Raw genomic sequence first — 26603 nt, forward strand, 5'->3', positions numbered from 1 at the left:
TATTATTGACCTCCGGTAAGCGCTTTCTTCATGCCGCTGATTTTTCTATCCAAAAACATAAAACTTGTATCAAATTGCAACGAGTTCTGGGCAAATTCCGCTTGCTCACGCTGCATATCCACCGTATTACCATCAAGAGACGGCTGACTTGGATTGCGGTAAAGCATCTCATCACTGCCTGTTGAAAAAGAACTGCTCGCAGCAATGTGCTGATCATCATCACCTGACAATTCCAATCTGCTACGCTCTGCTTCCAACATGGAATCAAACGTGATGTCACGAGCTTTGTAGTGGGGCGTATCTGCGTTGGCGATGTTATTTGCTAACACGGAAGCACGAGCACTGCGAAACAGTAGCGTCTTATCGTGTCCAGCAAATGCGTCGTTAAAAGAGATAGCCATGAAATCCTCGTTGGTAAAATTTGATTACTTACAACTTGTTTAGCAAGATAAGTGCCAAATATAAATTCCTTATTTTTCAGTAACTTGAAAAATAAGCTACCCTTAAGCGGCAAGAGGCGGCAAACAAAAAACGGCAACCCGAAAATCGAGTTGCCGTTTTAGCATAGCCTAAATTAAGAAATGTTATTTAGCCCGGTAAACGATACCCGGATGACATTGAACAATATCAAACAAAGAAGACATACCGCTCAATGCCTCTGACCCCCCAAGGAATAAAAACCCTCCAGGATTCAAACTGGCATGCATACGCTTCAAGATATCGGCCTTAGTTTCGGCAGTAAAATAGATCAGTACATTGCGACAGAAAATGATGTCGAACTTTCCCAATGAGCTGAACGAATCAATCAAATTCAGATAACGGAACTCTACCCGAGAAGCCACCGCAGGTTTCACTTTCCAAGTACTTTCAGACAGCTTCTCAAAATAGCGATTTTGCTTATCAGGGCTCAACCCTCGAGCAATGGCCAAACTGTCGTACTCACCTTGTTTTGCGTGCATCAAAATATTAGTACAAATGTCCGTAGCGACAATACGCTCCCCTGCTTTCAAAGCACTGGGTTTCATTTGCTTATATTCATCCAACACCATACTAATTGAGTAAGGTTCTTGGCCAGTAGAAGACGCTGCAGACCAGATACGTACAGGGCGCTGAGAGAACTCAGGCAACACCACATCCTTCAAAATCTTGAATGGATGCGTATCACGAAACCACAAGGTCTCGTTGGTCGTCATGGCGTTAATCACTTCTTCCCGAAGCTTCGCCGAACGCCCACCACGCTCCAATGCATCCACCAACATTTCAATTTTAGTGAATTTCTCACGCTCCAGTAGCTTACCTAAGCGACTGGCCACCAAATACTGCTTATTTTCGCTTAATGAAATACCGCTCTCTTTCTGCAAGTATTTGCGAAATCGATCGTACCCGCCGGGAGAAATCGTATTCGTACTGCTCTGCATCCAGACTCCTTAGTGCACAAGCAAATTCAACTAAACTTAAGCTTCAGCCTGTGCTTCAACCGTTTCGATTGCAATACGTGCAAGTTCATCCGGCTGGAACTTCGCCAAGAAACCATCTGCACCAACCTTCTTAACCATTGCTTCGTTAAACACACCACTCAAAGAGGTATGCAGCAAGATAAACAAGTCTTGCAGACGACTGTCATTACGGATAGCAGTGGTCAAAGTGTAGCCATCCATTTCCGGCATCTCGATATCAGAAATGACCATGGAAAACTCACGGGTAATATCCACACCATCAGCGACCATGCCTTGCAAATAATCCAAGGCTTCTTTGCCATCACACAACACCGTTGTAGCAAAGCCTACATCTTCCATACAACGCTTGATCTGCTTACGAGCCACAGAGGAATCGTCTACAATCAAGATATGATGGTTCTGGGCGTTAGTTTGAACATCATCCGTTACGATACCCGCAGTGATGTTTTGACGAGTCGGAGCCACCTCAGAAAGGATCTGCTCTACATCGATGATTTCAACCATCTCTTTGTCTACCTGACATACGGCAGTCAAATAGTTGTCATTGGATAAGCCTTTTGGTGGCGGCTGAATATCGCTCCAATTCATGTTAACGATACGCTCTACACCACGGACCAAAAACCCTTGAATGCGGCGGTTGTATTCCGTAATGATGACAAAGCAGTGCTCAATGTTCTCAATAGGGCTCGCTCCCGTCGCCAACCCCAAATCCAAAATAGGAATCGTGCCACCACGAATGTGAGCAACCCCGCGTACGACTGGACTACTGTGTGGCATAGTGGTCAGCTTGGGACATTGCAGAACTTCTTTTACCTTGAAAACGTTGATACCGTAAATCTGCTTGCCGTTCAGTCGGAATAGCAATAGCTCAAGACGGTTCTCTCCAACGAGTTGAGTACGCTGATTTACACTCTCGAGAACTCCGGCCATACACGCCTCCTCAAATTATGCGCTCTATTAAAAGGGAGAAACCCTATTGTTATGAAAATCTCTCTCCAAATGATAGAGTGATTTTTGTTTTTTTACTAACCCAAGTCCACATCTCTGGAGATTTACGATGGGTCGAGTCAAGCTTTTGACCATCTTACTCTTTTTTATTTCTACTGGGAGTCATGCGTCACAAATAGAAACGCAAATCCAACACTTCATCAAAAACGAAGAATACCCGCGCCTACAATCCATTTATCCGGACGCTCGCATCAGCATTGAACTACAAAACCAAGTGGCTTTAAATTACCTACCTGATTGCTCACCGGAGCAAATCACCATAGAAAATCAACGTCCAGAAGCCACCCGTAGAACCACCTACGCCATCAGCTGCGAGGAACCTTTCTGGAAGTCTTACGTACCGGTGGAGCAACATATCTTCATTCAAGGCATTAAAGCCATCACCCCCATCTCCCGTGGAGAGCGCATCACTAAAAGTAACACAGATATAGGCGAAATCGACTTATCCACTTTGCGAGGTCACCTATATACCGACACTAACCCGCCCTACGGCCTGATTGCCTCACGCAACATTCGTATCAATAGCTTCATCACCGACCAACTTACTGACAAGCCAAACTTAGTAAAAAAAGGCAGTAGCGTGCTCATAACCGCTAAAAGTGGCGGCATTATTGTGAAAATGAATGGCACCGCGTTAGAAGATGGCGTACAAGGCCAACAAATACGTGTAGAAAACACCAGTTCTGGTCGAATTGTGTACGGAAAAGTTGTCAGCGACAGCGAGGTTTTAGTAAACTATTGATCGTATAAGCGACTTGCTCAATTCAGTTAAAAAACTCGAACTTTTTATTAAAGTTTTGCTGTGCTTAACCGATAACTGGGTTAGCGGACTAATTTCTGGAGGCAAGCAACATGGCAATTAACTTAAATGGAGTCGGTACTCAACCGTCTCTAACCACCAAAAACGAACGAGTTTCCAAAGACGAAGCGAACGCTTCTTCTAATGCGTCTACTTCATCTGTAGACAGCAAAGAAACCCTAGCGGAAGACACAGTGCAACTTAGCAGTGTGGCTCAATCTCTGCAATCTAAAGGATCTGACTCCGAGAGTTCAGCCATCGACATGGACAAAGTAGAGCAAATCAAACAAGCCATTGCTGCAGGCGAGTACAAAATCGATACTGAGAAGCTTGCTGGCAACATGATGTCTATGGACGCCCTGTTTAGCTAATATTAGCGACTGGCCCCCATGATCCCGCTTGCCCCGCTGTTTGTACAAATGAAAGAAAGCCTCGAGCAACTGCTTGAGGTTTTGTCACGTGAGCGCTCCGCCCTTGCAACCGCCACAGCAGATGACATCCTGCAACTTGCCGCAGAAAAAAAATCCCTACTCGACACCATCGAATCCGCTAACCAAAAACGCGCTAAAATGCTAATCAAATTCGGTGTGGTAGAAGCCAAAGCTCCAGACTTTGTCTTCAAAGATTGGCTGGCCCAACAACCCGCCACCATGGACGACGTCAAACAAATGGCCGACGCCTGCAACGAGCTTCTTGAGCAATGTAAAAAAGAAAACTTCACTAACGCCCGCATACTCAGCACCCTGCAAAAGCGCAATAAAGTGATGTTTGAAACACTCCAAGGCCACAGCCGCAAAAACAAAGTCTACACCGCCAGCGGCAACACACGCCCAGTGAGTAGCAAGCACACCTTAGGCCGCGCTTAACAAACCCATAACTGCTTATAAATCAGCCACATATCTAGCTTATCTTGGCGACACCAAGAGAATTCAGTATACTAGCCGCCAGTGTCTCCATAGGTAAACGGGATATACCTGCCGCCTCCTAAGCGGCTATTCCAGGTTCGAGTCCTGGTGGAGACGCCACAGTTTTTTAAAGCCGCTTCGACGAGCGGCTTATTTATTTCTCGCAAGCACCGTCAGCATTTGCAATAAGACACTACTCAAAGAGAGCTTCAGACCGCTTAAACCATAAAATTAAAGATTAGGATGGTTTCATGGCCTCTACCATTTGTACGAACTGCTCAACTCCTTGACGCACTTCTTCAAGACCATTGGAAACATTGTTGATGCTTTCTTGCCCGTGCATAGCAATCCCTGACACGGATGCCAGCTCTTGGTCTATGTTATTGATCAATTCATGGTTGCGCTCCACAACCCGAGAGATCTCAGCAGTTGCCTCTGCCGTGTTGCTGGCAAGCTTACGGACTTCGTCCGCCACAACCGAGAAGCCCCGCCCAGCGTCACCCGCACGAGCCGCTTCAATGGCCGCATTAAGCGCCAGCAAATTCGTCTGATCCGCAATCGAATGAATGGTCACCACCATGTCAGAAATACTTTTCGACTGTTCTTTTAACTCTTCTCCAATCTCGGATGCATGTCCTACTTGAGCCGCAATTCGGTGAGAGGTATTAACAGCCTCATTGAGTACCTGTACTGCGTTAGTGGTGATTTGACTGGTTTGTTCTGATGTCGCTGCGGCCATATCAACCGCCGTCATAGCAATGCTCACTCGAGACGTGATGTCAGAGGCAAATTTGATGATTTTATAGACCTTACCCGTCTCATCTAAAATGGGATTATAAGTGGCCTCCAGCCAAATCACCTTGCCATCACTGTTTACCCGTTTAAAACGTCCAGACGAAAGCTTGCCATCTGCCAATGACTCCCAAAACCTTGGGTTCTCTTTATAAAAAGCATCGTCACAAAACATACGGTGGTGTTTGCCAACCACATCCGATTGACTGTATCCCATAACGGCAAGGAAGTTTTGATTAGCATTAATAACAGTGCCATCCGGCAGAAACTCAATCACCGCTTGGGAGCGGTCTAACGCATCTAGAATGGCATCCTTAGACTCAAGGTTTCGTTGTCTGGCGGTCACATCATGACAAATCTTAATGACCTCAAACACCGCCCCTTGTTCATCTTTAACAGGAAAGTAAGCCGCCTCTAGGATCAACAAAGTGCCATCCTTCTTAACCCGAGTAAAGGTATCTCTAAAGGAATGCCCTTGAGCAAGATCGGCCCAAAATTCACTATAAGCTTCTGACTTAACCAAGGACTCTTGGCAAAAGATTCGATGGTGCTGACCAACCACCTCTTCTAAAGCATACCCCACCGTTTCTAAAAACAGCTTATTTGCTTCGAGGATCACACCGTTTGGATCAAATCGTATGAAAGCGGCATTGGACTTAATCGCATCCAACTCGCTTTTCAGCTTAAATAGCGCATGCTCGCTATCGGTTTTTTGTTGTTGTGTTGATGTCTGTATACGTGAACCAAAAAACATCTTACCCCCTCAGGCTATTCCGCGATTTGACGTCCATGAATCACTTTAATGAGCATAGAGTATGGGTCACATTCCTGCACAACATTAGGTAGAGAGCTGTTATTTTTGGTTGTTTTTTGTACCTACGCTTCTTGTTATCAATTAACGCCGCAAATGCTCATCCTGCATTTTTTGCCAGAACTGTTGTAAATTTGGGTTGGCGTTGTGACGTGCTCGGTAGAGGCGGATTTCTAGGGGAACATTCCAGTTCACTTCTCCCGCTAAGGCAAGGCTGCCGAAGCTGAGGGAGTCATTCACCAGTCGCTTAGGCAGCCAGCCAATCCCAAAGCCTTCTTTCACCATGGCTTTGATGCTGGCCGCATGGATATTGCTGGTCAAGATCTGTAGCTGAGGAACGTCATGCTGGCGTTGTAAATGGTGCTGCACCGCTGGTGCAAGGAAGGTGGCATCGTCGTAAGCGATGTACGGAATAGGCTGCTTGCGGGTGCCGGGCAGTTCAAACAGAGGCTGCTGTTGCTCGTTGGTGGCAACACAGGGCACTAGGATCTCACGATCAATGGTAACGTACTCAAAATGCTCTTCGTCCAGTTCGTTTAAAAAGCCAATGGCTGGATGCCAAAAGCACAGCATCAGGTCACTCTCTGTACCGGTCATGGCATTGATAAAGTCAGCCCCTGCCCAAGCGCTGGATTTCATGTTCACATCAATGCTGATGCCCAAGCGCTGGCACAGTGGCTCCACAAAATCCCGATAATAGCCGAGGAACAATGACTGGGTCGTGATGAAGCGAATCTGGGATTGCTCCTGCTCTTTGATTTCCAAGCAACGAGCTTTGGCATCTCTAAGTTGACGGGTGATCATCTCCGCACTTTGCAAAAAGATCTCTCCCGCCGGAGTCAGTGACAAAGGCAAGGTGTTGCGGTCGATCAGGGTGACCTTCATCTCTTCTTCGAGCAGCTTTATTCGGCGACTAAAAGTAGGCTGAGTGACATTTTGTTCGTCTGCCGCACGGGAGAAATGGCGCGTTTTGGCCAAGGCGATGAAGTCTTCTAACCATCTTATTTCCATGGTCGCCCCTCCTCTACCGCATGGCAAGCCACGGAGCTGCCATCTGGTTGCAACTGCAACACAGGAATCTGCTCATAACAGCGTTGATTCGCTAACGGGCAACGGGCGCAGAAGCTACAACCCATAGGTTTCTCAAGGGGCGTTGGGACTTCACCAGTCAAGTGAATGGGCTCAATGGATAAATCATCTAACCGCGGAATAGAGGACAATAGCGCTCGTGTGTAAGGGTGCTTAGGGGCCTGGAACAAGGCTTCACGGCTTGCCACTTCACAGATTCGGCCAAGGTACATAACCGCCACTCGGGTGGCAAAATGCTCCACCACTGCCAAGTCGTGGGTGATGAACACATAGGTCAGGCCAAACTCTTGCTGCTTGTCCATCATCAAGTTCAACACTTGTGCTTGTACGGACACGTCCAACGCCGCCAAGGGTTCATCTGCCACGATCAGTTCGGGCTCTACCGATAAGGCTCTGGCAATGGAAATACGCTGGCGCTGACCACCGGAGAATTCGTGTGGATAGCGGTCTTCTGCCTCTTGGCTTAACCCAACCGAGGTCAGGAGCTCAGCAATAAAATCGTCCGTCTGCTGGCGAGAAAATCCCTTATGGTGCAGTGTGATGGCTTCACTCAAAATCTGATAAACAGTCATGCGCGGATTCAAAGACGCATAGGGATTTTGAAACACCATCTGCATCTTTTTACGAAACGGCATACGCTCCTTGTCTGTGAGCATATCCGTACGGTAACCCCCGTAGTAAAGCTCCCCAGCGGTGGGTTTCTCAAGCCCTACCAAGGCCCGAGCCAAGGTGGATTTGCCGCAGCCTGTTTCACCAACAATACAGAGGGTCTCACCTCGTTCAACGGTCAAAGACACGCCATTGAGAGCAAACACACTGTGCTGTTTTTTGGCACGGCGGTTACGGCGCAACCATCGAGGCAACAGCCACTCAGAACGGGCGTGAAAGACTTTTTCCAAACTGCGGATTTCGATAAGAGGGTTACTCACCGTTCACCTCTCTTGCAAGCCAATCACTGTCCGGCTCGTTCGAGTCTAAGGCTTCAAACTCTGCCAGCATGTCTTCGATCACATAGCAGGCCACCGTGGACACACCGCTGTACACAAAGCCTGGCGCTTGGGCACGGCACTTTTCCGTAGCATAAGGACAGCGAGGGTGAAATGCACAACCCGTTGGGTGTTCACTCAGGGAAGGCATATTACCCTGAATCTGATTCAGGCGTTGCCCCGGCAGAGCCATCTGGGGCAATGCATTTAGTAAGCCTTGGGTATAGGGATGCTGAGGATCGTTAATGATCTCAAGGGTGGGCCCTTGCTCCACGATTCGTCCGGCGTACATCACAGCGGTACGCTCAGCAATGCGCGACACCACACCAAAGTCATGGGTGATGATAATCAGCGCCACACCGTATTCCTCACAGATCTGCTTGAGCAACTGCAAGATCTCCGCCTGAATGGTCACGTCCAAGGCGGTAGTAGGTTCATCGGCGATAATGATTTCAGGGTTAAGCAACAACACAATGGCAATGATCACCCGCTGACGCATGCCCCCAGACAATTCGTGTGGGTATTGATCAAAGCGTTGGCTGGGGGCAGAGATTCGCACATGACTAAGCTTTTCAATGGCGAGCTTTTTCGCATCCCCATAGCCAATGCGCGTATGACTGCGAATCGCTTCCACCATCTGATCCCCCACTGTTAGCACTGGATTTAAGGTGATCATGGGGTCCTGAAAAATCATGGCAATCTTTTTACCACGCACCTCTTGCCATTGCTTAGAGCTGAGGCTGGTAAGTTCGCGCCCATGAAATTTGATTGAGCCAGAGTCGATATAACCGGGCTTGCTTAGCAAGTTCACTAAGGAATAGCCCAAGATGGATTTACCCGCCCCTGACTCCCCAACAATGGCCAAACGCTCACCGCGACTTAAACTAAAACTCACATCCATGAGAGCATCTAAATCCCCGTGGCGCTGCTTAAACTTCACATTTAAATGATTGACGGTTAGTAAGCTCATCCCTAGCCCCTCGTCGTCTGCGGATTGAGGTGATCCCGTAACCAATCACCCAACAAATTCATTACAAATATCAATAAAATCAGCGTAATACTTGGGAACACTGAAATCCACCAAGCCCCTGAAAACAGATAGTTAAAACCAGAGGAAATCAAGGCTCCCAAAGACGGCTGGGTCGGCGGCATCCCTAACCCTAGGAAAGACAAAGCGGCTTCCGCAACGATGGCGTTGGCGATCTGAATGGTCAAAATCACCAAAATGGGCGATACGGTATTTGGCAAAATATGGCGAAACATAATGCGTAGCTTGCTGACCCCCATGACTCGGGCAGCGTCCACATATTCTTTCTCTTTTTCCGCCAAGACACAGGCTCGAATCGTGCGGGCAAAAATCGGCCATTCGGCGATGCCCAACACCAAAATCAGCATCAACATAGCCAGTTGCTGATACGCGGCATTGCCAAACATAGCCTGAAAAACCGCCAACACCACAATGGCCACCATCATGGTGGAGAAGGATAATTGAATGTCCGCACAGCGCATCAAGAAGGTGTCTAATCGCCCGCCAATATAGCCAGATAAAAGGCCAATACATACCCCCAAAAACACCTGAATCAAGACCGCACAAACACCAATCGTCAACGACAAACGGGTGCCATAGAGAATCACAGAGACCAAATCTCGCCCTTGGGTATCCGTGCCCAACAAGAAGCGACTGTCGCCTCCCTGCCAATAAGGTGGCAGCTCGGCATTCATCAAATCCAAAAAGCCTGTACTGGTCACATCATAGGGAGACAACAAAGGTGCCAGCAGCGCTACCAGGCAATAGAAGGTAAAAATAAGCAGGGCAAACAGCGCAAGCTTATCCCCTCGAATCGCACTGAGAATATGACGCAAACGGGTAGGATTCACTTGGGTGATCACTGGTGGACGGTGCAATAAACTCATGAGCTGTACCCCGGAATACGCACCCTAGGATTCACCATGGAATACACCACATCCACCAAGGTATTAGTAACCACAAAGATCAACCCCACCACGATGAGATAAGCAGAAATCAAAGGCGCATCCACTCGCGTTACCGCATCCATAAACAAAAAACCCATCCCCGGCCATTGGAAAATACTCTCCGTTAAAATGGTATAAGCCACCAAGGTGCCGGCTTGGATGCCCCCCCACCGTGATGACCGGCAACATGGTATTTTTCAACGCATGGATAAAATAAATCCGCGGGGCAGAAATGCCCTTCGCCCAAGCAAAGCGAATGTAGTCACTTTGCAGCACGTCGATCATCTCTGCACGAATCAAGCGAATGAAAATCGGCGTCATGACAAATGCCAATGACAAACTCGGAAGTAGCAAATGCAGCAGACCATCTTTGTTAAACAAACCTGATTGCCAAAAGCCAAATATCAAGGTGGTTTCCCCGCGTCCAAAGCTGGGCAACAAGCGCCACTCAATGGCAAAAAAATACATCAAAAACACGGCCACGATAAAAATCGGGATCGACAAGCCCAAAGTACTAAACAAAAGCACCCCACGGGCCATGATATGTTTTGGCTTGATGGCGGCAAACACCCCCAAGGGAGTCGCAATCAGAGTCACTAACAACAGGGCACAAAAAGAAAGCTCAAGGGTCGCAGGTAGGCGATTGCCAATCACCGACAAGGTGGATTCTTTATAGTAATAAGACGTTCCTAAATCCCCCTGCAGAGCATTACCTAAAAATCGGGTGTACTGCACCAGCATAGGATCGTTTAAACCCAACTCTTCCCGGAGTTGATCTCGTTCTTCCACGGACACCGAGGTCCCTACCATTTGACGCACAGGATCACCGAGCTTCCCTTGAATCAAGAAGCTCGCAAAACTAATGGTCAATAACACAAGAATCGCCTGTATCAAACGGCGAAACACAAAGCTCAGCATTCAGTCGCTCTACCTAGAAACGTCTCGACGTCCTGTCGAAGATGTTTAATCCTTTACTCAATGTACAAATCCCCCCAATAAGGGAAATTTAAGAAGTTTACCACGCTGGACAGCTCAATATTGCTTCGCGCCGCCCAAATAATGGGTTGCCAAAACAAAGGGATAACCGCGGCCTGTTCATAGGCTTTCATTTCAATCTGACGCAATTCTCGCACTCGGCGCTCAGGGTTCATTTCCCGATTGGCACTGCGAATATCGCTGTCGATTACGTCATTACAATAGTTGCTGGCATTGTAAGCCCCAAAACCGGTTTTAGGGTCAGCACAGGCCAACACAAACTCATAAATGTTATTAGAATCAAAGGTATCCGACTGCCAACCTAACATCATGATGTCCGCCGCTCGCTGATCATACAGTTGGAAATACTGGGCTTTCGGGAAGGTTTTTAAATCCACCTTGATATTAATCTTTTCCAACATGGCCGCCGCCGCTTGGGCTACTTTCTCATCCCCCATGTAGCGATTGTTCGGAGCCATCATGGAAACGCGGAAACCATCTTCGTAGCCTGCGGCTTTCATCAGGGCTTTGGCTTCCGCCAAGTCGTACTCAGGCTGAATGGCATCAACATGCCCCAAAAAGGTCTCGGCACTGAGCTGAGCGGCGGCTTCTCCGTACCCTCGAAGGATTTTCTCAACGATTAAAGACTGATTGATCGCAAGATTCATAGCTCGACGTACGCGCACGTCTTTAAATTCAGGACGACGCAGCTCATTCATCTGCAACATGACAATGCGGGTGCCCGACATATGGAACACATCCACGTCAGGGGTACGCTTAACCCGCTCTAAATCAATCGGAGCCACCGGTGAAATAATATCCACATCCCCCGTAAGCAAGGCCGCTAAACGGGTGGAATCAGAACGAATCGGGATCAGCTCTAATCGTTCAACATTGCCGTTTGACGCCTGATCCCAATAGTGAGGATTACGCACCATCAATGCCTGCGGGAAGGCCGACCAAGATTGCAAAGATTGCCGCACAGATGGCCAGCTCAACCGTTGCAGGGAATAGGGTAAGGAATTCGCTCAATACAGGCTCTTTGGTGACCAGAGAATTACCTAAATCACCCTGTAGAACGCCGCCTACATAGCGGAAATATTGCACATATAAAGGCTGATCAAAGCCCAGTTGAGCACTTAGCTCAGCGTGTCGCTCAGCGCTGACACCACGCTCCCCCGCCATCACCTCAATCGGGTCACCTGGGATCAGTCGAATCAGAGTGAACGTTAGTAGTGTGATACCAATAAAGGTCGGAATCACTAAACTTAATCGTCGAAATATAAATTGAAACATAGAAGACTAGCTCTTGTGTTTTGTAATGAACGGCACAGTCCTTTTGAGCCTGCCCGATCAGCAAATCCCCCATCTACTTCCACGCAGATGAGGGATTTGGATGAGCACTAAGTGCTGGGTATTACTTATCTAGCGTTACGTTGTAGAAGTAGTGACCACCAAGAGGATCAATCTTGTAGCCTTTGACTTCTTTACGAATCGGTTCGTAAACAACGGAGTGCGCAACGGTAATCCAAGGCGCTTCACGCTTGAATACTTGCTGAGCTTCTTCGTAGTACTTAGTTCGCTCTGCTTTGTCAGACGTCGCTTTCGCATCTAACAATAGGTTGTTGAACTCTTCGTTACACCACTGGGCACGGTTAGAACCACCTACGCCGTCACAGCCAAGCAATACGTACATGAAGTTGTCTGGGTCACCGTTGTCACCGGTCCAACCTAGCAATACGGTATCGTGCTCGCCTTTCTTAGAACGGTTTAGGTACTCACCCCACTCGTAAGAAACGATCTCTGCATCCACACCCACTTTTTTCCAATCTTCTTGGATGATCTCAGCCATACGGCGAGCATTCGGGTTGTAAGGACGCTGAACTGGCATAGCCCAGATGTTGGTTTTAAAACCGTCCTCGTAGCCCGCTTCTTTCAGCAAAGCTTTCGCTTTCACTGGGTCATAGGCGTAGTCTTTTACGTCGTTGTTGTAAGACCACATAGTCGGTGGAATCGGGTTTTTCGCAACTTTACCAGCACCTTGGAACACAGCATCAATGATGGCGCTCTTGTTAGTCGCTAGGTTCAAGGCTTGGCGAACTTTCGTGTTAGTGAAAGGTTCTTTTTCAGTATTGAACGCTAGGTAACCGACGTTCAAACCTTCTTGGTTCATCAAGTTGATGTCGCTGTCCGCTTCCATCTGCTGAAGATCCGCAGGGTTCGGGTACGGCATCACGTGACACTCGCCCGCTTTCAATTTCGCGTAACGAACAGAAGCATCCGGCGTGATAGAGAACACTAGACGGTCAATGCCTGCTTTGCCTTTCCAGTAATCTTCAAACGCTGTGTAGCGGATCAAAGAGTCTTTTTGGTACTGAACTTTTTGGAACGGACCAGTACCCACTGGGTTAATGTCTAGTTGCTCAGGCGTGCCTTTCTTCATTAAGTAGTCTGCTTGTTCTGCAGAGAAGATAGACGCAAAGTCCATCGCCAAGTTAGCGATAAATGGCGCTTCAGGCTTAGTCAGAACAAACTTCACTGTGTAGTCGTCAACTTTCACGATGTCTTTGATCAAGTCGCCCATACCCATACCGTTGAAGTATTCGTAAGAGCCGCCAGACACAGTGTGGTACGGATGGTTGTCATCCCACTGACGAGCGAAAGTGAAGATCACGTCATCAGCATTGAAGTCACGTGTTGGTTTGAATTCCTTGGTGCTGTGAAATTTTACGCCTTTGCGTAAATGGAAAGTGTACTCAAGGCCGTCAGCGGATACTTCATAGCTCTCTGCCAAACCAGGTTCCGTTTCAGTGGTTCCTAGCTTGAACTCAACCAAGCGGTTGAACATGTTTTTAGAGCTGGCATCAAACGTAGTACCAGAGGTGTAGAACGCTGGGTTAAAGCCTTCTGGGCTACCTTCTGAACAGTACACAAGCGTAGAAGCTGCGTGTGCAGAAGTGGAAATAGCGCCAGCTGCCATCAGGGCAAGAGGTAAAGCGGCTAACCGTTTTTTCATGTTAACTCTCCATTTAGCATAATTATGATCGTGCGAGGCACGAGAGAATTCTGGGCAGCCACCACACTGTCAAAGCTTGAGCTAAAGCAAATGTCGTTGGCTGAAATCGATTTGTTCTTTGTGAATTTGTATATGGGAGAAAAAGCTGTGTGATTTAAAAAGCGGCCTCGTTCAAACGCTCACTTGAACGAGGCGGCCTTCCCTCTTCCTTGAGGCCCCCTTAGCGCTTTCACAAACTGCGTAAACAGTTTGCAAAAACAGCGTATTCGAAGAGTACTCAACCGCTTAAAAATGACCAATCGAAATAACGATATACCCTATACGCATCACGTATAGAGAATTTGAATGGAATTAAAAACCAATAAAAATCAATCGGTTAAAATTAAAGAATTGAAATATTTGGATGTTTTTTTTGATAGAGCATTTCATGAGGTGACCATGAATAGCCTTGCACAATGCCCAAACAGATGCGTCGAGAACAAGAGATCACCTTATCTAAAGGCTGCGTGGTAACATATCTCTAGTCAGAAAAACTCAATCAAAAGCCTTGAGCCGAGGAAATGAATGTGAAGCCATTATCCCTATTTTTGCGACGCAACTTGTTAGTATTAAGCATCACAGGCCTTATGGGGCTGACTACGGCTACCGGGGCAACCTACGACCAGAACACGCTAGAGTCTCCCTCCATCACAATTACCAACAGTGCACCACGGTCCGGAGAAGCTATCTACAATCAAGTCTGCACCATGTGTCACTCTATTGGTGTGGCTGGGGCACCTAAATTTGGCAATGCAGGAGATTGGGCACCACGCAGTGCAAAAGGCTATGATGAACTGTTAGCGAGCGCCCTCAGAGGCTTAAATGCTATGCCGCCACGGGGCACCTGCAGTCAATGCAGTGATGAGGAAATATTGAATGCCATCAAGTATATGGTGGAGCATTCCAAGTAATAGTACTTAGGAAGAGCCTTGAGGTAATTTAAGTGCATATAACAAAATGGAGGCCTTTGCCTCCATTTTTAATCAGTCATTAAGCATGGCTTTGAGGGCAGACAGTGACGCCTTGCCTCGTTCTTTCTTTTGAGTATCAGACTCATCCGAGCGCCCTTCCCAGACCAAATCTTCCTCCGGCAATTCATCTAGAAAGCGACTGGGCAAGCAATCAATTTCTTCACCAAACTGACGACGCTTAGCCGCCATGGTGATGCAGAGGGTTTTCTTTGCTCGGGTAATGCCCACGTAGGCTAAACGACGCTCTTCTTCAATGTCGTCGTTCTCAATGCTGTTTCGGTGAGGCAATAGCTCCTCTTCACAGCCAATCAGGAATACATGGGGGTATTCCAGACCTTTAGAGGCATGCAAGGTCAGTAACTGCACCTTGTCTTCGTCTTCTTCCTCTTCTTGGCGCTCCAGCATGTCGATCAGCAGCAGCTTAGAAATGGCGTGATCAAGTCCCGCGTCTTCGTCTTCTTCCCAAGCGGCTTCCATCATTCGTTGGATAGATTCAATCAAGAAACGGACGTTTTCGATGCGGCGCTCAGCAGCTTTAGGGGAGCTAGCCTGCTCCTGAAGCCAGCCGAAGTAATCCATATCATGGATCATTTGCTCGATCACTGGGATCGGAGAGCCTTTCGTCAAGCGCTCCCGAAGGTTGCTTAGCCAGCGCTCAAATTCTTGAATGCTACGTAATGGCTTGCCATTGACGCTTTCTTCCAAGGCTTTGTAGCCCGCCGCTTCAAAAAGGCTGATGCCATACTCGGTGGCAAGATTACCGACTTTTTCAAGGGTTGCAGGACCTATGTCTCGACGGGGCAAATTCACCACCCGCAAAAAGGCATTGTCATCGGTCGGGTTCACTAATAAGCGCAAATAGCCCATTAGGTCTTTGATTTCGGCACGGGAGAAAAACGAGGTGCCACCGTTCATTTTATAAGGAATACGGTAGGCCTGAAGCTTAATCTCTAGCAATCGGGCCTGGTGATTACCGCGATATAAAATAGCGAAATCTTTGTAAGGAATGTTGTAACGCAAATGGCGGGATTGAATCTCCGCCGCTACCCGCTCGGATTCCGCATCTTCGTTACGGGTCACCATGACACGAATCGGATCGCCCACCTCGTGGTCACTCCACAGGGCCTTATCGTAAACGTGGGGGTTATTGGCGATTAGGGTGTTAGCAGACTTCAAAATCGTTTTTGTGGAACGATAGTTTTGCTCCAGCTTCACCAGCTTTAAATTCGGGTATTCCACCGACAATCGATCTAGGTTTTCTGGGCGTGCCCCTCGCCAAGCATAGATGGATTGGTCATCATCCCCTACCAAGGTAAAACAACGACGAAAGCCCGCCAACAGGCGAATCAACTCGTACTGACAGGCGTTGGTGTCTTGGCACTCATCCACTAACAGATAGCGAATCTTCTTTTGCCATTTGTCCCGCAAGGCTTCATCGGAAATCAGCAAGCTCACTGGCAATAAAATCAGATCGTCAAAATCCACCGCATTGTAAGCGCGAATATAGCGTTGGTATTGGCCATACACCTGAGCGGCGAGCTGCAACTCTTCCGTGTCTGCATTGGTCATGGCCTCATTGGGGGGAATCAGATCATTTTTCCAATTGGAAATAGAGTGCTGGCAAAAGCCCGCGGCATCCATTTGTCCGTTGAATTCTTTATCGAGAATGTCTTTGACAAGAGTTAAGGCATCCTGTGCGTCAAACAAGGTAAAGCCTTCTTTCAGCCCTGCTTTGCGATACTCCTTCCGTAGAATATTCAGCCCAAGGGTGTGAAAGGTGGAAATGCTCAAACCACGGCTTTCTTCTTTACTCAGCATACTGACCACCCGCTCTTTCATTTCACGGGCAGCTTTATTAGTAAAGGTCACAGCAACGATGCTGTTTGCTTTGAAACCACAGGTTTGGATCAAATAGGCAATCTTGGTGGTGATTACACTGGTCTTACCCGACCCCGCACCAGCCAACACCAACAATGGACCGTCGATCTGCTTGACCGCCTCAAGCTGACGCTCATTGAGGTTGCGCATGCGTTGAGCAATGGAAGGAAGAGGCTGACTCATAAACACCACGATATTGGAAAGATTAGGCGGTCATTCTACACCACTCAGGTGGTGGCGTTCGAGATACTATCGCTGAGTTCAGGGCAAATAAAAAACGGGCAGCTTGTGGCGGCCCGTTTTTCTGAGGTTGCTATTGCAACATTCTGGGTCTGGCTAGTTGGTTAACTCAGCCGCCGCAGGCGCGTCATCAGACGCCTTTAAAGGCTTTTTACTCCAGTAACTCGCAATCAAGGAACCGGAAATATTGTGCCAAACACTGAAGATAGAACCCGGCAAGGCTGCCCCTGGGGTGAAGAATTGAATCGCCAAGGCAGAAGCCAAACCAGAGTTTTGTAAACCCACTTCAAAGGCAATCGTGCGACAAACCTTCTTATCGAAGCCCATCCAGCTAGTAACAAAGTAACCCAGCATTAAGCCGATACCGTTATGCAGAATCACCGCAGCCGCCACCAGAGCACCAACCGTTGCAATCTTGCCTGCACTCAATGCCACGACAATGGCAATGATCAACACAATGGCAAACATAGAGATGTACGGCAGGATAAACTCGGCCTTGCGCACGGCGTTGTGAGCAACCGTATTAATCAGTACACCAATAGCCACAGGGATAAAGACGATTTTAACCAAGCTCATTAGCATAGAAGCAACGGGTACATCTACCGAAGTACCTATCATCACAGACACCAATAAAGGTGTTAGCACAACACCCAGTAACGTAGAAATGGCCGTCATGGAAATAGACAGGGCCGTATCACCTTTGGCTAGGTAACACATAACATTTGACGAAGTACCGCCAGCCACACTGCCGACCAGTAACATACCAACCGTTAGCTCGCTATCGAAGCCAAACGCCATGGCGATAAAAAACGCAGTGATTGGCATCACTAAAAATTGCAGCAAGACGCCGACAGCGACTGCTTTGCCATTTTTGCCTACACGCTTGAAGTCTTTTGGACTCAAGGTTAGACCCATTGCCAACATAATGGCCATCAGCAAAGGCAGGATGTAGCCTTTTAAACCGACAAAGAATTCAGGTTGAAGTAACGCGAGGACAGACAACAAAACTGCCCAAACAGGGAAAAGCTGAATGATCATTTGGGGGGCTCCCGATCGTTTATTATTAGAGTTTCAGCTGGGAATACCCACTTTCATCTAAGCGGGTTCGCAGCGCCGCTAGTTTACAGTCTGTAACAATAAGCTGGCAGTTTCCATACAACTCCTTCCCCATTTATTCCTAGATTGAGAGAGCCGACCTCAGGTTTCATCCCCACTATCCGCCTCTATCTCAAGCACCGGTGAGTTTTGAAACTAAGTTTTGTTTTAAATATTATTTGATAAGCATTATCATTATCTTTTAAATAAACTAGCACGTTAAATAAGAGACTCACTCCATGGCAGTACCCTTCTTATCACGCTTTCTCTTGGCTTTTGCATTAGTGTTGGCTTGTGCCACCTCTGCGCAAGCCGTTACGGTTCAAGACAGTAAAGGCAGCTTCACCATTGACTACGAGCCAAAGCGCATTGTCGTGTTAGAGTTTTCCTTTGCCGATGCCCTTGCTGCTGTGGGCGTCGCACCGATTGGCATCGCCGATGACAAAGACAAAAGTCGCGTACTGACTGCCGTGCGTGATGTGGTCGGTGACTGGGAATCCGTGGGAACACGCTCCCAGCCGAGCCTAGAAGTGATTGCGTCGTTAAAACCAGACCTAATCATCGCTGACATTGCCCGCCACGAAGCGGTCTATGACGATCTGCAAAAGATCGCGCCAACGTTGATTTTGCCTTCCCGTAGAGAAACCTACTCAGACAACCTAAAAGCGGCCGCCATCATTGGTAAAGCCATTGGCAAAGAGCCAGAAATGACAGCGCGTCTTGCTCAGCACAAACAAACCATGGCAGAGATTGCCAAGCAACTTCCTGCAAATGCCAACGTTCAATTTGGTGTGGCCCGGGCCGATGCGTTGTTTCTACATACCCATGATTCTTACGCAGGGGGAGTGATTGCAGCCCTTGGCATGCAAACCCCTGATTCAGGCCGTGATGATACGGCCTATCGTCAGACCAGTTTAGAGCAACTGGTCGCCATCAACCCAGAGTACTTCATTGTTGGCAACTACACTGACCCAAGCATTGTGGATCTATGGGAAGACGAGCCCCTTTGGAGCATTCTGCGTGCTGTCAGTAACCACCATGTCTACCAAGTAAACCCTAATGTTTGGTCCCGTTGTCGAGGCATTATGGCCGCAGAGCAAATCGCCAATGACCTATTACAGATTCTAGGGAAACAATAAGCCCGACAATGCTCACCTCTTTCAAATCCTTCAGCCTAGTCACAGCCTTGTGTCTAGGCCTTTTGCTCATTAGCTGGTCAAACCTGTTTGCCTGGTCGGTTGTGCCTGTGAGCGGCTTGGACGTATGGCATGCCTTTGTTGCTTTTGATAGCCAAACGGTGGCTCATCGAATTGTCATGGATTTGCGTCTCCCCCGGTTATTAACCGGTTTGTTAGTGGGGGCTTGCTTAGCCGCCGCTGGCACCATTATGCAAGGGCTTACCCGCAACCCACTGGCTGCTCCATCTGTATTAGGTGTCAACGCTGGGGCGGCTCTGGGGATGGCCTTGGTCTCCACCTTACCTTTTTTGTACGGAGCATTAAGTACTTCCATTGCCGCTATGATCGGCGGCGGCATTGCTTGGCTGTTGGTGATGTTACTCGGTAGTGCCTGGCGCATCGGCGGCAATGAACACGGTCGCTTAGTGTTAGCTGGGGTCGCCATCTCAGCCCTGTGCGCAGCGCTTACTAAGGCGGTGGTCATTATGGAAGAGGACCAAGCGGCGGGGGTCATGACTTGGCTTGCGGGGAGTCTAGCCGATGCTCGCTGGCAGACCTGGGGAACCTTTTGGCCCTTTGCTGCGCTTGGGCTGTTAGGAGCCTTGCTGCTCACGCCAGCCTTAAACCTACTTCAATTAGGAGAAGATAACGCTCGCAACTTGGGGGTGCACCTTCTACGAAGCAAGTTACTTGGCAGCTTTTTGGTACTGGTGCTGGTGGGGGCTTCTATCAGTGCTGTAGGCAGTATTGGCTTTGTCGGTTTGATCGTACCCCACATAGCCCGTTTGTTAGTGGGCCAGGATTTTCGCCGTTTTTTACCCGTTGCCATGATACTTGGAGCCGGTTTAGTGACCTTGGCGGATACTTTAAGTCGCGGGGTGGGCTATCCGATGGAAACCCCTGCTGGGGCAATTCTCGCTCTAATTGGCGCCCCCTTCTTTATTTACTTGGTTCGAAAACGCACCCTATGAATGCTCAACGATTCTTCCCCCTGGCTGTTTTATTGTTGCTTCTGCTTTGCGTTGCCAACCTAGTGTTTGGCGCCGTCCCCCTCTCTTTGGCACAAGTATGGCAAGGGTTGTTTGCAGGCTCTGAGCAACATTTCACGGTTTTTGAATATCGCTTGCCACGGATCTTTCTCGCGATCTTAGTGGGAGCAGGATTGGCCTTATCTGGGGCTCTGGTACAGGGGGTGATTCGCAATCCATTGGCCTCTCCCGATGTATTAGGGGTCAGCCATGGGGCGGGGCTTGCTGCGGTATTCTATATGACCTTTTTTAGCCAAGCCTCCACACGCTGGTTGCCCGAAGTGGCACTGGTAGGCGGTTTGCTAGCAGCCTTGGTACTCTGGTGGCTGTGCGGCAAGCGCAGTAGCGCGATCAAACTGGCTATTACGGGGGTGGCTCTCGCGGCCTTCTGGGCCAGCTGTATAGACTTCTTAATGCTTACCAAGCCCCTTGAAATCAACAACGCTCTACTCTGGTTAACAGGCAGTTTATGGGGGCGGGGTTGGTCGCAGCTACACGCTCTATTGCCATGGTTTGTACTGGTTCCACTCGCTTTGGGGTTAAGTAAATACTTGAACTTATTAGACCTTGGAGATGACAGCGCCACCAGTCTTGGTGTCTCACCACAAGTATTACGTTTGTGTGCCCTTGCCATTGCCGTGGCACTCACCGCGGCCTGCGTCTCGATTTGTGGTCCGATTGGCTTCTTAGGACTGGTCGCCCCCCATTTAACCCGCAAGTTAGTGGGCGGCCGACATCAGCCCCTACTACCTGCCACCATGCTCACGGGAGCTTGTTTGTTATTGGCAGCGGATTTAGCAGCCCGCACTCTTGATCCCCCTATTGAACTGCCCGCTGGCATATTAACCGCCATCATTGGCGCTCCGTATTTCCTATGGCTCCTGATGAGGATGAAATAATCATGTCCCTAAGCGCACACCAACTCAGTGTCGGTTACAACGGCCATAGCATTGTCAAAGAAATGGACCTCACCCTGCCAGAAGGTCGGTTTATCGCTCTGCTGGGACCAAACGGATGTGGCAAATCCACCCTATTGAAGTGCTTTGCTCGTATCCTACCAGCCATGTCTGGGGAGGCCCGCTGGCAAGGACAAAACCTCCATGATTACCCCTCTAAGCAATTGGCTAAAGGGCTGGCACTGCTGCCGCAAACACAGCCAATTCCTGAAGGAATTAAGGTAAAGAATTTGGTGGCCTATGGCCGCAGCCCCTACACAGGTTTTTGGGGCAAACTAAGCCAACAAGATCATCAGATCGTCGAACAAATGATGCGCCAAACTGGCACATTCGAGCTTCGAGAACACCTAGTAAGCGAACTCTCTGGAGGGCAGCGTCAACGGGTATGGCTGGCTATGGTACTGGCCCAAGATACGCCTTACCTATTGCTTGATGAGCCCACCACTTACATGGACATCAACCACCAAGTGGAATTGATGCACCAGCTACAAGAACTTAATAAACAAGGCAAAACCATCATCACAGTGCTGCACGATATTAACCAAGCAGCACGCTATTGCGACCATCTGGTGGTGATGAAAGCAGGGGAGCTGAAATACCAAGGCGCCCCGGAAGATGTGTTAACAACACACATGCTACAGGACGTTTTCTCCCTCAAGGCACAAATCCACCGCGACCCTGTCTCCCATACGCCCATGTGCGTAGTGGAAGATTGAGCTGTTTCATCCACCCTCTATTTCATGACAACAAAGGCCCTATGAAATATCTAACACTTTCTTTCTCCCTTGCGCTGTCTATGCCATTGATGGCAGACACCACAACTTCTGAGTCCACGGACCAAGAGCTAGACACCTTGGTCGTCACGGGACGCGCATTATCCCACTACAAGGAAGATACGACGGATATTGGCACACGTACGGATACGGACATTGATAAAACACCACAATCGGTTCAAGTGTTCACCAGCACCTTAATTGAGGATCAAGCAGCTCATCAGGTGACCGATCTGTATCGCTCCATTTCAGGGGTTTCCCAAGACAATGTGTCCACGGTGACGTTTCGTGGCTTTCACCAAGATGAGCAACTCTATGACGGCATGCGCGGCAATCCGTATAAAGGTTTTTTCACCATTCCGCAGCTCACCAATGTGGAAGAGGTGCAAGCTATTAAGGGGCCCGCAGGGGCATTATACGGTGCAGGAGAACCCGGTGGTGTGATCAATTATGTCTCCAAAAAGCCCACTTATGACTCCGAAAACTTCATCAAACTGGGCACGGGAAATAAAGGCTATCGATCCGCCCAGCTGTCTAGCTCGGGACCGGTAAATGAAGACGCTAGTCAGCGTTATCGTATATCCCTTTACAAAGATGAAAGCGGCTCTTACCGCAACAACGTCGATCAAGAAAACCAAAATATTGACCTAGGGTACGCTTGGGACATCAATGACGATTCAACTCTGACAGTTCAATACACCAACATCGACCAGACCCTTTATGGCGCTCGCTTGCGCGGCATTCCAACGGACGACGAGGGCAACTTTCTAGCGGATGATTCATGGAACGCAAATGAACCAGGTGACCACCAAACCCTAAATGCAGAAACCTTCCAAGCAAAGCTAGAGCAGTACTTAAACGATACCGTTTCGTGGGATTTAGGATTGCGTTACTACAAGGGCGAAGAAACTCAGCAATACCATGAATCTAGAGGGTTAACCGATACCGACAGCGATGGTGTGGACGATGCGGTGAACCGCCAATACCGAGATCAATTGCGTAGCAATGAAGGCATTAGCTTGGCCAGTAACTTTGTCTTTGATCTAGGGAATCACACACTATTAGTCGGCACAGATTACACTCGTAACACTTATGATTACCTCTATTACCGATCCAACGACCCTGATGCACTGAGCCTACTCAACCCTGTTTATGATGCAGACGTGAGCAGCTACACCCTGTCCCTCAACCAAGACAACCAGACCGTGTCACAACAACTAGGTGTGCTGGTGCAAGATCAATGGGCAGTGACCAACCGTTTAGACTTGGTAGCTGGGGGGCGCTTCAACCAATTTGAAGAAGAATTTACCGACTACCGCAACCGCAGTAACGATGCCAACTACTCAGATCACGGCATCGACAAGCGCATCGGGGCGACCTATGAATGGTCAGATAACATCAAGCCCTATGCCTCTTTCTCTACAGGTTACCAACCACAAAGCGCCAGTGATCAGCAGGCATCGTCAGGGGGGCCATTTGACCCAGAAGAAAGCCAACAAATGGAAGCGGGGGTGCGCACTTACTGGCTTAACAATCGCCTTAACGTGAACTTCGCCCTGTACCACATTGTTCGCGAAAATGTCCTGCAAGAAGACCCAGACGACAGCGATAAAATGATCGCCATCGGTAAGGTACGTAGCCAAGGGGCGGAAATAGATCTGTTAGCCGACATTACCGACCGCTGGGTTGCCAATGTGAGCTACGCCTATAACGACACAATTATTAAAGAAGACAATGATGACGGCATTCAATTTGCTGCGGGGGACTCTCGACGTTTTTCTAACTCGCCCTTGCATCAACTGGGTGTCTGGACACGTTACGACTTGCCTGCCCTATCATCGTCGGTGTCTGTGGGCGCCGAATACGTAAGCCAGCAGTACAACCGTGACCATCAAAAAGTGAAGCCGTACACAGTTTACGACGCCACTTGGCAAACCCGCATTGATGACTGGACGCTACAAGCGACAATCAAAAACCTTACGGATGAGATTTACGCTACCTCTGGTTTTAACCGCAACATCGGCTCCAACCTTGGGGAACGACGCCGTATTTACCTCAGTGCACAGTACGACTTTTAATCACTGAAACCCAAAGATGAATGAGGCCAAAAGGCCCCATTCATCTGTTTCCAGCAAACGCCCTCTTGCCCTTAATTCATTAAAATGATTCCTCCTTTTCGTCCATTAGTCATAAATCCTTAATGGCCGCCGCCTATGGTGTTCTTATCCAGTAATTAATTGAAAGGAACTCAATATGCAGGATGCCGCCAATGCCGCAAGCTGGCTAGAAGATGAACTGGCTGACGCCTTTGACGAAGATTTGGAGATGGAGCTCTCGGACCCGGAATTATCCCTCGCTCTGCGTAGAATCTATAAATCCAGCCGCCCAGAAACCCTCAACCGCCGCACTTATTTCGAAGCTTTACTGCCACTGCAATCAGAGCTAATTAAGCTACAGGATTGGGTGGCTCACACCGGACAAAAGGTCGTGGTGTTATTTGAAGGTCGTGATGCAGCCGGTAAGGGAGGGGTGATTAAACGCATTACCCAGCGACTGAATCCACGGGTTTGTCGCGTGGTTGCCCTACCTAAACCCACCGATCGAGAACGCACCCAATGGTACTTTCAGCGTTATGTGCCGCACTTGCCCGCCGCAGGGGAAATCGTTTTATTTGATCGCTCTTGGTACAACCGAGCCGGAGTAGAACGGGTGATGGGCTTTGCCGATGAAACTCAAGTGCGTCAGTTTTTTGATGATGTACCTGAGTTTGAACGCATGCTGGTGCGCTCTGGGATTATCTTGGTGAAGTATTGGTTTTCCATCACCGATGAAGAGCAACAAATGCGCTTCTTAATGCGGGTCCATGATCCCATGAAACAGTGGAAGCTCTCCCCAATGGATCTGCAATCCCGTGTTCGCTGGGAAGCCTATACCAAAGCCAAAGAAGAGATGTTTGCTAAAACCAATATCCCCGAAGCCCCTTGGTACATAGTGGAAGGCAACGACAAAAAACGCGCCCGCCTTGATTGCATTCATCATCTGCTGGATCACATCCCCTATCGTCCGGTGGAGCATGAAAAAATCTCTCTTCCTGAACGTCATTTTGACCCGGACTACGAGCGCCAAACCCTTCCCAATGAATTATATGTGCCATCCCGGTACTAATTAAAAGCCTTGATTTATTAATGGATTAAAAAAGAGAGGGAATTCTCATGAGTAATGCAGAAGCGTTAACCAGCCCACAGGTATCCAATAGCCATAGATGGCGACAATGGTTACTGGTAGTGCTGATGATCTACATCCTAATCAGCGCTGTGAGCATCATAGGCTCTGGCTTTAAAGCGGCCACTGGCGGCCATGCACAGGAGTTATTTGCCTTTGCCTCCAACCCTTATGTGGGCTTGGTCATCGGCATCATCGCCACGGCTTTGATTCAGTCATCCTCAACGGTTTCATCCTTAATCGTGGGCATGGTGGCGGGTGGTTTACCGGTTCACATTGCCATCCCTATGATTATGGGTTCGAATGTTGGCACCACAGTTACCAATACCCTAGTGAGCTTAGGCCATGTCCGGGATAAAGATGAGTTTCGCCGAGCCTTCTCAGCGGCCACAGTCCATGACTTCTTTAACCTGATAGCCGTCGCTATTTTCCTACCATTGGAGATCATGTTTGGATTACTAGATAAGGTATCCAGCTGGCTCACGGGCTTCTTTATCAGCCCTGAAAGCTACTCCATGTCAAATATCAATGTGATCAAATCCCTTACCAAACCCCTAGTTAATGCGGTAGACACTGCCACAAGTGTGCTGCCAGGCAGCTTTGCTGGGGTTGCCATGATCCTCATTGGCTTAGTCTTGATTTTCTTCGCCATCACCTACATTGGCAAACTGCTCAAAGTGCTGATGGTGGGCAGAGCTAAAGCCATCATGCATTCGGCCATTGGCCGTGGTCCGATTACCGGGATCGCCTCTGGCGCATTGGTGACCACCTTTGTTCAGTCGTCCTCCACAACCACAAGTTTAATGGTTCCTCTGGCGGGGTCTGGCACTTTCAGCCTAAAACAAATCTACCCCTTCATGCTCGGAGCCAATATTGGTACCACTGTCACCGCTCTATTAGCGGCTACGGCTATCACAGGTTCACTGGCTGCATCCGCTCTGGGAATTGCGCTCGTTCACTTGCTATTTAACCTGTTCGCAGTGGCGGTGATTTTCGGCTTACCTTTTTTACGCAACTTACCCATCAGGGGCGCTGAATGGTTAGCCGATATTGCCGCGGAGCAGAAAGTCTACGCCGCAATCTGGGTACTGGGCGTATTCATCCTGGTACCAATGTTACTGATCTTGGTCAGCCTAATCTTCTGATTCATTGACGAACAAAAAGGAAAGACACTATGAACCGTCTAGAACGCCTGTCTCAACAAGAGCTCGAAATCATCCTTGATGACACCGAAGCACACATTCATCAAATTCGGGATGAATTGCGCCGACGCTCGTTAGAATCACAACACACTCAGATTGACGACATTGCTTTAAGCCCTGAATGGACACCAGTGAAATGGGGGCAGGTGCGAACATTCTTTCAGCATGTGCTGGCGGAGCTGCGAGATCGCTCATAGAGACTGCAGCGC

General features: G+C 48.6%; 26 protein-coding genes, 1 tRNA gene and 1 pseudogene. 13 read left to right on the forward strand and 15 right to left on the reverse strand.

The features are described 5' to 3' along the window. Positions 1–2: 2 nt before the first annotated feature. The 3 genes from flgB to ACFQ45_RS13690 form a co-directional block, all read right to left on the reverse strand. Positions 3–401 carry a flagellar basal body rod protein FlgB gene (gene flgB, locus ACFQ45_RS13680; protein WP_377368625.1) on the reverse strand — a complete coding sequence of 133 codons (399 nt, stop codon included), beginning with the start codon at positions 399–401 and terminating at the stop codon, positions 3–5. 183 nt (positions 402–584) lie between these two features. Next, positions 585–1418, reverse strand: coding sequence for a CheR family methyltransferase (locus tag ACFQ45_RS13685; RefSeq protein ID WP_377368627.1), 834 nt, complete (start codon positions 1416–1418; stop codon positions 585–587). A 36-nt stretch (positions 1419–1454) separates the two neighbouring features. Continuing rightward, complete coding sequence (locus ACFQ45_RS13690) at positions 1455–2387, reverse strand: chemotaxis protein CheV (protein ID WP_377368629.1); 933 nt, start codon at positions 2385–2387, stop codon at positions 1455–1457. A 127-nt stretch (positions 2388–2514) separates the two neighbouring features. On the opposite strand from ACFQ45_RS13690, the gene flgA reads away from it, so the two are divergent. The 4 genes from flgA to ACFQ45_RS13710 all read left to right on the forward strand — a co-directional run bounded on the left by flgA (position 2515) and on the right by ACFQ45_RS13710 (position 4289). Continuing rightward, positions 2515–3207: a flagellar basal body P-ring formation chaperone FlgA gene (gene flgA, locus ACFQ45_RS13695; protein ID WP_377368631.1), complete on the forward strand. Its 693-nt coding sequence runs from the start codon at positions 2515–2517 to the stop codon at positions 3205–3207. Between the two features lie 110 nt (positions 3208–3317). Further along, entirely contained in the window at positions 3318–3635 is a 318-nt protein-coding gene (gene flgM / locus ACFQ45_RS13700) for a flagellar biosynthesis anti-sigma factor FlgM (RefSeq protein WP_377368633.1), read from the forward strand. An 18-nt stretch (positions 3636–3653) separates the two neighbouring features. Next, positions 3654–4130: a flagella synthesis protein FlgN gene (locus ACFQ45_RS13705; RefSeq protein WP_377368635.1), complete on the forward strand. Its 477-nt coding sequence runs from the start codon at positions 3654–3656 to the stop codon at positions 4128–4130. Positions 4131–4213: 83 nt separating this feature from the next. After that, positions 4214–4289 (forward strand) — tRNA-Arg (locus tag ACFQ45_RS13710). Positions 4290–4407: 118 nt separating this feature from the next. On the opposite strand, the gene ACFQ45_RS13715 is transcribed toward ACFQ45_RS13710, so the two are convergent. The 10 genes and pseudogenes from ACFQ45_RS13715 to ACFQ45_RS13760 all read right to left on the reverse strand — a co-directional run bounded on the left by ACFQ45_RS13715 (position 4408) and on the right by ACFQ45_RS13760 (position 13812). Further along, entirely contained in the window at positions 4408–5715 is a 1308-nt protein-coding gene (locus ACFQ45_RS13715; RefSeq protein ID WP_377368637.1) for a methyl-accepting chemotaxis protein, read from the reverse strand. 141 nt (positions 5716–5856) lie between these two features. Then, entirely contained in the window at positions 5857–6783 is a 927-nt protein-coding gene (locus ACFQ45_RS13720; protein WP_377368639.1) for a LysR family transcriptional regulator, read from the reverse strand. Further along, complete coding sequence (locus tag ACFQ45_RS13725; protein WP_377368641.1) at positions 6774–7790, reverse strand: ABC transporter ATP-binding protein; 1017 nt, start codon at positions 7788–7790, stop codon at positions 6774–6776. The genes ACFQ45_RS13720 and ACFQ45_RS13725 overlap by 10 nt, the downstream gene beginning before the upstream one ends. After that, positions 7783–8817, reverse strand: a complete 1035-nt coding sequence (locus ACFQ45_RS13730) for an ABC transporter ATP-binding protein (RefSeq protein WP_377368643.1) — start codon at positions 8815–8817, stop codon at positions 7783–7785. The genes ACFQ45_RS13725 and ACFQ45_RS13730 overlap by 8 nt, the downstream gene beginning before the upstream one ends. Before the next feature lie 2 nt (positions 8818–8819). After that, on the reverse strand, positions 8820–9761 hold the full coding sequence (locus ACFQ45_RS13735) for an ABC transporter permease (protein ID WP_377368645.1): 942 nt from the start codon (positions 9759–9761) through the stop codon (positions 8820–8822). Further along, positions 9758–9964 (reverse strand): ABC transporter permease subunit, encoded by a 207-nt coding sequence (locus tag ACFQ45_RS13740; protein ID WP_377368647.1) that lies wholly within the window; start codon positions 9962–9964, stop codon positions 9758–9760. Before ACFQ45_RS13740 ends, ACFQ45_RS13735 begins: the two co-directional genes overlap by 4 nt. 40 nt (positions 9965–10004) lie before the next feature. Then, positions 10005–10739, reverse strand: a pseudogene (locus ACFQ45_RS13745) (ABC transporter permease); the annotation flags it as partial. 53 nt (positions 10740–10792) lie between these two features. After that, complete coding sequence (locus tag ACFQ45_RS13750) at positions 10793–11779, reverse strand: ABC transporter substrate-binding protein (RefSeq protein WP_377368649.1); 987 nt, start codon at positions 11777–11779, stop codon at positions 10793–10795. After that, a complete protein-coding gene (locus tag ACFQ45_RS13755) occupies positions 11724–12092 on the reverse strand; it encodes an ABC transporter permease (RefSeq protein WP_377368651.1) in 369 nt (122 codons plus the stop codon). Before ACFQ45_RS13755 ends, ACFQ45_RS13750 begins: the two co-directional genes overlap by 56 nt. Positions 12093–12213: 121 nt before the next feature. Then, entirely contained in the window at positions 12214–13812 is a 1599-nt protein-coding gene (locus ACFQ45_RS13760; RefSeq protein WP_377368653.1) for an ABC transporter substrate-binding protein, read from the reverse strand. Between the two features lie 566 nt (positions 13813–14378). Here ACFQ45_RS13760 and ACFQ45_RS13765 point away from each other — a divergent pair. Continuing rightward, positions 14379–14762, forward strand: coding sequence for a c-type cytochrome (locus tag ACFQ45_RS13765; RefSeq protein WP_377368655.1), 384 nt, complete (start codon positions 14379–14381; stop codon positions 14760–14762). A gap of 72 nt (positions 14763–14834) precedes the next feature. Here the strand turns inward: ACFQ45_RS13765 and rep are convergent, their stop codons facing one another. Both rep and ACFQ45_RS13775 read right to left on the reverse strand, forming a co-directional pair. Next, complete coding sequence (rep, locus tag ACFQ45_RS13770; RefSeq protein WP_452600462.1) at positions 14835–16883, reverse strand: DNA helicase Rep; 2049 nt, start codon at positions 16881–16883, stop codon at positions 14835–14837. Between the two features lie 153 nt (positions 16884–17036). Then, the gene (locus ACFQ45_RS13775; RefSeq protein WP_377368657.1) at positions 17037–17978 is read right to left on the reverse strand and encodes a bile acid:sodium symporter family protein; all 942 of its coding nucleotides are present in this window, start codon (positions 17976–17978) and stop codon (positions 17037–17039) included. 296 nt (positions 17979–18274) lie between these two features. Here ACFQ45_RS13775 and ACFQ45_RS13780 point away from each other — a divergent pair, with 296 nt between their 5' ends. From ACFQ45_RS13780 to ACFQ45_RS13815, 8 genes are all read left to right on the forward strand, one after another. Continuing rightward, the gene (locus ACFQ45_RS13780) at positions 18275–19174 is read left to right on the forward strand and encodes a Fe(3+) dicitrate ABC transporter substrate-binding protein (protein ID WP_377368659.1); all 900 of its coding nucleotides are present in this window, start codon (positions 18275–18277) and stop codon (positions 19172–19174) included. A gap of 8 nt (positions 19175–19182) precedes the next feature. After that, complete coding sequence (locus ACFQ45_RS13785; protein WP_377368661.1) at positions 19183–20184, forward strand: iron chelate uptake ABC transporter family permease subunit; 1002 nt, start codon at positions 19183–19185, stop codon at positions 20182–20184. Next, positions 20181–21140, forward strand: a complete 960-nt coding sequence (gene fecD, locus ACFQ45_RS13790; RefSeq protein ID WP_377368663.1) for a Fe(3+) dicitrate ABC transporter permease subunit FecD — start codon at positions 20181–20183, stop codon at positions 21138–21140. Before ACFQ45_RS13785 ends, fecD begins: the two co-directional genes overlap by 4 nt. A 2-nt stretch (positions 21141–21142) precedes the next feature. Next, positions 21143–21913 carry a Fe(3+) dicitrate ABC transporter ATP-binding protein FecE gene (gene fecE, locus ACFQ45_RS13795; protein WP_377368665.1) on the forward strand — a complete coding sequence of 257 codons (771 nt, stop codon included), beginning with the start codon at positions 21143–21145 and terminating at the stop codon, positions 21911–21913. Positions 21914–21954: 41 nt separating this feature from the next. Continuing rightward, on the forward strand, positions 21955–24048 hold the full coding sequence (locus ACFQ45_RS13800; RefSeq protein WP_377368667.1) for a TonB-dependent siderophore receptor: 2094 nt from the start codon (positions 21955–21957) through the stop codon (positions 24046–24048). Positions 24049–24223: 175 nt separating this feature from the next. Continuing rightward, entirely contained in the window at positions 24224–25135 is a 912-nt protein-coding gene (gene ppk2, locus ACFQ45_RS13805; RefSeq protein ID WP_377368669.1) for a polyphosphate kinase 2, read from the forward strand. Between the two features lie 47 nt (positions 25136–25182). Beyond that, positions 25183–26337 carry a Na/Pi symporter gene (locus ACFQ45_RS13810; protein ID WP_377368671.1) on the forward strand — a complete coding sequence of 385 codons (1155 nt, stop codon included), beginning with the start codon at positions 25183–25185 and terminating at the stop codon, positions 26335–26337. A gap of 29 nt (positions 26338–26366) precedes the next feature. Then, positions 26367–26591 (forward strand): hypothetical protein, encoded by a 225-nt coding sequence (locus ACFQ45_RS13815; protein WP_377368673.1) that lies wholly within the window; start codon positions 26367–26369, stop codon positions 26589–26591. Positions 26592–26603: the final 12 nt, after the last annotated feature.

It is taken from the genome of Rhodanobacter aciditrophus (genome assembly GCF_042679525.1).
Taxonomy (GTDB): domain Bacteria; phylum Pseudomonadota; class Gammaproteobacteria; order Pseudomonadales; family Marinomonadaceae; genus Marinomonas; species Marinomonas aciditrophus.